Annotated in this window: 1 protein-coding gene and 1 pseudogene; one reads left to right on the forward strand and one right to left on the reverse strand. The window is 67.3% G+C overall.

What is annotated here, in order from left to right:
• Nucleotides 1-206 (forward strand): annotated as a pseudogene (locus tag RNB18_RS52285) (winged helix-turn-helix transcriptional regulator); the annotation flags it as partial.
• Between the two features lie 34 nt (nt 207-240).
• On the opposite strand, the gene RNB18_RS52290 reads toward RNB18_RS52285, so the two are convergent.
• Nucleotides 241-440, reverse strand: a 200-nt coding sequence (locus RNB18_RS52290; protein WP_311721089.1) for a DUF3459 domain-containing protein, incomplete at its 5' end; no start/stop codon positions are given.

The following is a 440-nucleotide window of genomic DNA, read 5'->3' on the forward strand; positions in this document are numbered from 1 at the left end:
TGTATACGCTCACCCGGGCCGGTCGCGATCTGTTCGCTGTCGTCGTGGCTCTGCGGCAGTGGGGTGAGCGGCGCGCGTTCGAGTCAGGCGAAACGCACTCGGTGCTCGTCGACGAACGCGGTCTCGCGCTCGCCGAACTGCGACCCACCGACAACCGTGGCGCCGTCGTCGACCTCGACAACACATCCGTGCGAAAGGACCGTTGACCGCCCGCCCCATAAGGACATCACTGCGATCCCGCTATGCCGGTGAGGCTTCACCTCGGCGCAGGATCGCGAACGAATGCCCGGGCAACGCCGTGGATTCGGTGCCGACGGCGGGCTCACCCCAGGCCGACACCACCTCGCCGGTCACCGGTACCGACACCGTGTCGGCGCCGAGATTGCAGGCGATGGACAGCTTGCCGCGGTGCATGACGATCCAGCGCTGTTGCTCGTCGA

This window comes from Streptomyces doebereineriae (assembly GCF_031845645.1).
GTDB classification, from domain to species: domain Bacteria; phylum Actinomycetota; class Actinomycetes; order Streptomycetales; family Streptomycetaceae; genus Streptomyces; species Streptomyces canus.